This window comes from Chryseobacterium herbae (assembly GCF_025154075.1).
Taxonomy (GTDB): Bacteria; Bacteroidota; Bacteroidia; order Flavobacteriales; family Weeksellaceae; genus Chryseobacterium; species Chryseobacterium herbae.
Genome location: NZ_JAOAMU010000003.1, coordinates 267,138 through 273,612, shown reverse-complemented (window position 1 = coordinate 273,612; position 6,475 = coordinate 267,138). Strand labels below are relative to the sequence as shown.

Sequence of the window (6,475 nt, the reverse complement as noted above, 5' to 3'; positions counted from 1 at the left end):
ATACATTATACATTATACATTATACATTATACATTATACATTATACATTATACATTATACATTATACATTATACATTTTACATTTTACATTTTACATTAATACATTATACAAAAAATCACGTATACTCCCCTTTCATATCAAGAAATGCCCAATCAGCCAAAGCCGCGATCACGGGAATCAGACCGGTTCCTGCTTTGCTTAATTTGTAAGTAACATGAGGCGGAACTACGGGTTTTGCAGTTCTGATGACTAATCCGTCGGCTTCCAGCTGTTTCAGATGCTGAATAAGTACTTTTTCTGTCATGGCGGGAATAGCACGTTTTAATTCGCTGTATCTTTTATCACCGTTGGAGAGCTGGTATAAAATAATCGGTTTCCAGTAGCCTCCGATCTTTTCCATCACGTAGGTGACCGGGCATTTGTCCAGTGCATATCTTTTGTTTTGCTGAATGGTCGAACTTTCTTTAATGGCAGTCATAATATTACATACTTCAGGGTAAGTACTTGTATAAAAGTAAGTACAAATATACCTTTGTTATCAGAATAAAAAAATATTTATTATGAAAATTATCATCACAGGTTCAGTAGGAAATGTAGCCAAACCATTAACACAGCAACTCGTTGCAGAAGGACACGATATTACGGTCATCAGCAGCAATGAATCTAAAATCAGTGAAATTGAATCCATCGGGGCTAAAGCGGCTATCGGTTCTATTGCAAATCTGGATTTTTTAGTAAAAACATTTGAAGGCGCTGATGCTATTTTTGCGATGACACCTCCTAATATGGGTGCTGTCAATATTGTTGAAAACACGGTGAATGCAGGAAAAAACTATGCTGAAGCTGTTAAAAGAAACAATATCAAAAGATTGGTGATGCTGAGCAGTATCGGAGCTGAATCGCCTGTTGAAAACGGTCCTATAAAAAGTCTTTACCACATTGAAAAATTTTATAATGACCTTGAAAATACATCGGTTACTTTGTTAAGAGCAGGATATTTTTATTTCAATTTCTTTAATGACATTCCATTGATTAAAGGTGCCGGAATTATGGGTGGAAATTATTCAGGAGATACCAGTATTCCACTTGTTCACCCGAATGATATTGCCGGAGCTGCAGCTGAAGAATTAGTAAAAAATACAGATGGTAAAAATATAAGGTATATTATAAGTGACGTTCGTAAAGCTTCTGATTTTGCAAGCGTTTTCGGTGCTGCGATAGGAAAACCGGAACTTCCATGGGTAGAATTTTCAGATGAAGATTCTTTAAACGGAATGCTGCAGGCTGGTCTTCCACAAGAAATGGCCGAGATGTACACTGAAATGGGAAGAGGGGTGAGAACAGGAGTTGTGCAGAAGGATTTTATTGAGCACAAAGCTTCTGTTGATGGGAAGATTAAATTGGAAGAGTTTGCGAAAGAGTTTTCTGCAAAATTTAATTCTTAAGATTTTTAAATTCTTTTGTCTTGAAACAAAAGAATCAAAAGTTCAAGACTGGAATCAAAAGCTAAAAATAAATTTTGTTCTCTAAAAATTCTAAACTCGCGCGAATTAAATCTGAGTTCTTCAACTCTAAGCTTGTGTTGCGCTTCAAACAAAAGAATTTTCTTAACGTTCACAAAATTTATTTTCTAAACGCTTTTAATTCCTAAGTCGTTTCATGACAACTTCAATTTAAATTTCTACAAAAAACAGTTTCGGCGCACCTGCGGTGCGCCGAAACTTTATCTTTAACTCAATCTTTCAGTTAAGTTTGTAATCTGAATCTTAAACTCAACCTCAACCTATTTCTTCTCCTTCAAAATTTTCTTTAAAACCTTAAGCTTTCCATCAATTTTCTGGTCATTTTTCAAACCTAAAATCTCAGTAACCAAAGGATAAACGTTGACATTTGCAAATTCATCGATAACCAGATTGTTTTTAAATTCAGGTCCCCAGGCAAAGAAAGTAGCTTTCATTTCAGGGACTATTTTTGGATCGTAGCCATGTTTTCCTACGGATGTTTTTTTCCCTTTTTCCAGGAATATTTTCGGAGCTTTTGGAATCAGAAGGATTTGCCCTATTCTGTCGTATTTATCGTCTCTCGTCGCGAAATGTAAATATTTTGGAAGCTTTTTATCGAGATACACTTCGTAATCTGATGTTTTGTTGGCTTTCAGTTCTTTGTAAACTTTTTTAACCTCAACAGGATTTTTAACATAAACTCTCAGTAAAGTCTGGGAATTGTAAAAATCAAATCGGGTACTATCCAAAAGCATAGCGGGGATTTCCAATGGAGCTCCACCATCTACTTTGATCATTCCGTGGTCGGAAACGAAAATAAAGTTGACATTTTTCAATCCAAGATTATTGACTTTCTGAACCAGGTCTCCAATGGCCTGATCAACCAGATGAACTGCAGTTTCTGTTTCCTGAGCATCGGGGCCGTAATGATGTCCGCTTCCGTCTACTTCAGGGAAATATAGTGTGATAAAATGAGGTCTTGTTTCTGCCGGCAGCTTCAACCAATTAACTACTTTGTCTACTTTTTCAGAAGGTTTAAATTTTTCATGATAAGGATAATAATACGAAGGTCGCATTCCTCCTGCATCGCTTGCCGAGCCTACCCACATTAAAGTAGCAGAAACCATCCCCTGCTTTTCGGCCAGTGCCCAAAGCGGAGTTCCGCCATACCAGCTTCCGTCTTCAGCATTTTTCTTACTGTTCATCGCGTAGGGTTCTTTCCGTTTGTAATCATAGAAAAAATTATCGATCAATCCATGATGGGACGGATAAAGTCCAGTGATCAGACTCCAGTGATTGGGAAAAGTAATACTGGGATAACTAGGGATCATGGCTTCAGCCTGTACGCCTCCGGATGATAATTTCAAAAGATTTTCTGCCTGGTATTTTTTAGCATAATCATAACGGAAACCGTCTGTAGAGATCATGATCACATAAGGCTTAGTCTGCGCCTCAGCACTGTTGGTACGGCCGGAAACAACTACCTGAGCCGTATCCACTTTTACCTGCTGGGCGTAGATTGCCAGAGAAAAAAACAGCAGAACAATTTGTATTCCTCGCTTCATTGTCAAAATTTTCGGCAAAGTTACGGCCTATGACGCTCCTGAAAAAGTTTATCAGATTAAAAGTATATTAAAACATTGAAGTTGGGAAGTCTGAAGCGGGAAGAGGCAACTTCCATCCTCGCTCTTCCTGCTTCCTACTCATTACTCAAGCTCTTTCTTCATTTCAAACTGTGAAACCCAGTTTTTAAGGCCAATTGTTTTACCTAGAAAAGCCGATGTATTTTCTGAAGTATCATCTACATTGTTAGCAGATATAGCCTGTCCATTTGCCATTTGCCCTATCACTCTGAAAAGCTGTGTTCCGATTCCACGATTTCTGTAATTTTTATCAACAGCGATCTGATAAACTTTTCTCACTGCCGGATTGTAAATGGCGTATCCAGCAAACTGTCCTTCTTTATAGGCTCCAAGAATCCTGCAATCCTTAAGAACACCTTCTAATACGGGTATTGAGCTCTGCCATGAAGGTTCTACATCCCAGAAAGACCATAGTACTTCCCATTGAAAGGTTTCCAAATCCTTTATGACGATTTCAGAATCTTTTTCTTTACTATCAACAATTCCGTTAAAGCAAAGGAGTTTCCGAATGATTTTAAAACCTAAATTTTCGTAAGCTCTGATGGCGGGATTATTTCCTTCGATCACTTCAAGGATCTGCACATCCGTTTTTCTTTCTTTGAATAGAGGAAACCTGTAATCATACATTTTTCTTACGAGCCCCTGTCCTCTGTATTCCTGGATGACTCCTGTTCCGGCATTATATACAATACGCTTTCCATTTTTCTCTTTTTCAGCAAAGAGAATAAATCCGGCCAGTTTTTCTGATTCGAATGCACCTACAGACAATTTTGTATCTATTTTATCTGCCGTAATTTTTAATTCAAGCTGTTCTAATGACAGGTGAAACGGAACGATATAGTCTGAAAAAGATGTATTAAATACAGATAAAAGTTCTTCTGTACTGGTATTTTCTAAGCTTCTGATTTCCATGTTTTCATTTTTAAACTATTCATAAATAAAGAATGGGAATTACCATTTTCTTTCAAGATCGTCTTTCCAATCGTAAGGTAAAAGTTCTTTTAAGGTTAAAAAGATTCCGTTTTTAACCTCGACTATGGCATTCAGATTTTCTTTGGACAGCTGACTCATCAGTTCTCTGCATCGTCCACATGGAGGGACTGCATTACCGTCATTTCCTACCGCAACCACAGCTTTAATCTGTGATTCACCATGTTTCAACATTTCTGCCACCGCGCCATGTTCGGCACAGAATCCCATAGAGCAGGCCGTATCTATACTGACTCCTGTAAACACACTCCCAGCTACTGTTTCAATAGCCGCAGCTACTCCTCCATATTCTATAAAATCATTGAGAACAGTGGCTTTCGCAAACTGATGGGCTATTTCTTTCAGGTCTTTCCTCATTGTGATCACGTTTTAAAAATTTATCGCGGAAATTTAGGGATAATTTTAATGGGAAACTATTTAACAACAAAAAATGCCTCCGGATATCAGAGGCATTTATATACATATTTATACTGAGTGTATTTATTCTTTGATCAGTTTTTCATAAGATAGGCTTCCGTCTTTTAATGTGATCTCAAAATAATAGATTCCAGACTTCAGATCTCTCACGTCTACGGTTTCTCCGTCCAACTTTACAGATCTTACTTTTCTACCGCCCGTTTCATAAATATCCAAAGATTTTATTTGATCCGCATTTTTAAAGCTTACGGTTTCTTTGGCAGGGTTTGGATAAAGAACAACCTTTTTACTTACTCTATCAGTATCATTCACTCCTAATACGGTGCTAAAAGATGCTGTTGCATACCCTACATTAGCTGTTCCCCCATGTGGAGCAACGGTTGTAGTTGCGGTAGCTGGTCTTGGTCCAGCAAAGCTTATAGAATTTGTCGTCGCATAAGGCATTTGATAGTCATTAGGATCTGAATTTGTCAATGCTCTTGTTAAAGTCAGCGTTCTTACCGAACCAGAAACAACATCACTCACTATCGTCCAGTCCTGAGAACTATCTAATGGTGGCTGCATGGTTCCTGTAAAATTTCTATCGGTAAGTTTTGGAGTGGTAACCGCAGAATAAACCACAGCATCTCCTGCTGACATGCTAAATCCTGCATTAACGCCTATCCCCAAACCAAACCATCTGTCAGATGGACCTTTTAAAACCAAAGTTACTTTAGATGTTGTATTATCAAGAGTAAAATTTGCAGTGATCCCGTTATTAGGGGATAGAGGCACATCACCTGTAGTTTTTTGCTGCGCAATGCCCAAAAAACTTGTTAATAAGAAAGAAAAGAGTACGATGTTTTTCATATTTTAATTTTTCAATTGGTTTATAAGCTCTGGATTTTTTGATAAAACAGCATATTCAAAAGCTGTATTTCCCTGTTTATCTTTTATATTTTTATTTGCTTTATTTTTTACAAGAAGTTTTAACATTTCTACATTCCCCAATTTTGAAGCAAAAATAAGGGGTGTCGTTCCCTGCGCATCTATTGTATTGATATCTGATTTGTTATCTAATAATTTCTGAGTCAATTTTAAATCACCTTTATATACAACTGCCATGAGCGCAGTTCCCATGGAAGAATTATAATTAATATCTTTTACTTTATCCATTAAAAAGTCAGCGACTTCTATATTCCCTCTGTAGCAGGCAAGGATAAGGGGAGAAAAACCGTTTTCATTGGTTTTGTTGATAATATCCGGATCCTGTTTCATAAGATCTTTCACTTCAGCTACGGTTCCGCTTCTGGCAATATCGAATATTGATTTTGCTTTTTCCTGGGCAGATATGGTAGAAAAACTCAGGAAAATACTGATGATAAAGAGGATGTTTTTCATTGTTTTGCCATTACATAATTATACTCCACTTTTACATTTTCCGCAACTTTCTTGGTCACCATTTTCGGAATGGTCACATTGTGGTCTACAGGTCTTGCCATAAAGCTTCCCTGCATATATATTTTCCCGTCTTTGGCATAAATCGTAGCTGCAGAAGTAACCGCTTTATCTACCCCATGAAAATTCAGGGTTCCCTGAACGGTATATTTCTGTGGTGAAGTACTCAATTTCGTTTTATCAAAATTCGCGATCTTTCCTTTGAAGGTTGATTTAGGATATTTTGCTGTTTCTGCATAGCTTTCATTGAAGTGTTCTTCCATTAATTTGGTTTTAAAATGAAAGTTTTTCACCACTGAAACGGAAGCCATTTCTCCATTGTCGGCATTGAGGATCACCACATTATTATCATCCTTGGCGTACACATCTTCGAACAGCGGAACGGATGCCTCAAAGGTCACATTCCCTGTTTTCGTACTGTATTTCTGGCCTGAAGCAAATCCAGCAAAAAATAATACGGCACTCATTAGTACTAATCTTTTCAT

General features: G+C 37.4%; 8 protein-coding genes. 1 reads left to right on the top strand and 7 read right to left on the bottom strand.

All coding sequences use genetic code 11. The annotated features are described in order from the left end of the window. Window positions 1-116: 116 nt before the first annotated feature. Window positions 117-479, bottom strand: coding sequence for a winged helix-turn-helix transcriptional regulator (locus N0B48_RS11235; protein ID WP_259838885.1), 363 nt, complete (start codon window positions 477-479; stop codon window positions 117-119). Between the two features lie 82 nt (window positions 480-561). On the opposite strand from N0B48_RS11235, the gene N0B48_RS11230 reads away from it, so the two are divergent. After that, window positions 562-1,446: an NAD(P)H-binding protein gene (locus tag N0B48_RS11230; protein WP_259838884.1), complete on the top strand. Its 885-nt coding sequence runs from the start codon at window positions 562-564 to the stop codon at window positions 1,444-1,446. Between the two features lie 338 nt (window positions 1,447-1,784). Here N0B48_RS11230 and N0B48_RS11225 read toward each other — a convergent pair whose 3' ends face one another. The 6 genes from N0B48_RS11225 to N0B48_RS11200 all read right to left on the bottom strand — a co-directional run bounded on the left by N0B48_RS11225 (window position 1,785) and on the right by N0B48_RS11200 (window position 6,475). Beyond that, complete coding sequence (locus N0B48_RS11225; RefSeq protein WP_259838883.1) at window positions 1,785-3,068, bottom strand: alkaline phosphatase family protein; 1,284 nt, start codon at window positions 3,066-3,068, stop codon at window positions 1,785-1,787. Window positions 3,069-3,209: 141 nt separating this feature from the next. After that, entirely contained in the window at window positions 3,210-4,058 is an 849-nt protein-coding gene (locus N0B48_RS11220; RefSeq protein ID WP_259838882.1) for a GNAT family N-acetyltransferase, read from the bottom strand. Window positions 4,059-4,097: 39 nt separating this feature from the next. After that, window positions 4,098-4,493: a cytidine deaminase family protein gene (locus tag N0B48_RS11215; RefSeq protein WP_259838881.1), complete on the bottom strand. Its 396-nt coding sequence runs from the start codon at window positions 4,491-4,493 to the stop codon at window positions 4,098-4,100. A 123-nt stretch (window positions 4,494-4,616) separates the two neighbouring features. Then, window positions 4,617-5,402 carry a T9SS type A sorting domain-containing protein gene (locus tag N0B48_RS11210; RefSeq protein WP_259838880.1) on the bottom strand — a complete coding sequence of 262 codons (786 nt, stop codon included), beginning with the start codon at window positions 5,400-5,402 and terminating at the stop codon, window positions 4,617-4,619. 3 nt (window positions 5,403-5,405) lie between these two features. Next, entirely contained in the window at window positions 5,406-5,933 is a 528-nt protein-coding gene (locus N0B48_RS11205; RefSeq protein ID WP_259838879.1) for an ankyrin repeat domain-containing protein, read from the bottom strand. Continuing rightward, window positions 5,930-6,475, bottom strand: a complete 546-nt coding sequence (locus N0B48_RS11200; RefSeq protein WP_259838878.1) for a YceI family protein — start codon at window positions 6,473-6,475, stop codon at window positions 5,930-5,932. The genes N0B48_RS11205 and N0B48_RS11200 overlap by 4 nt, the downstream gene beginning before the upstream one ends.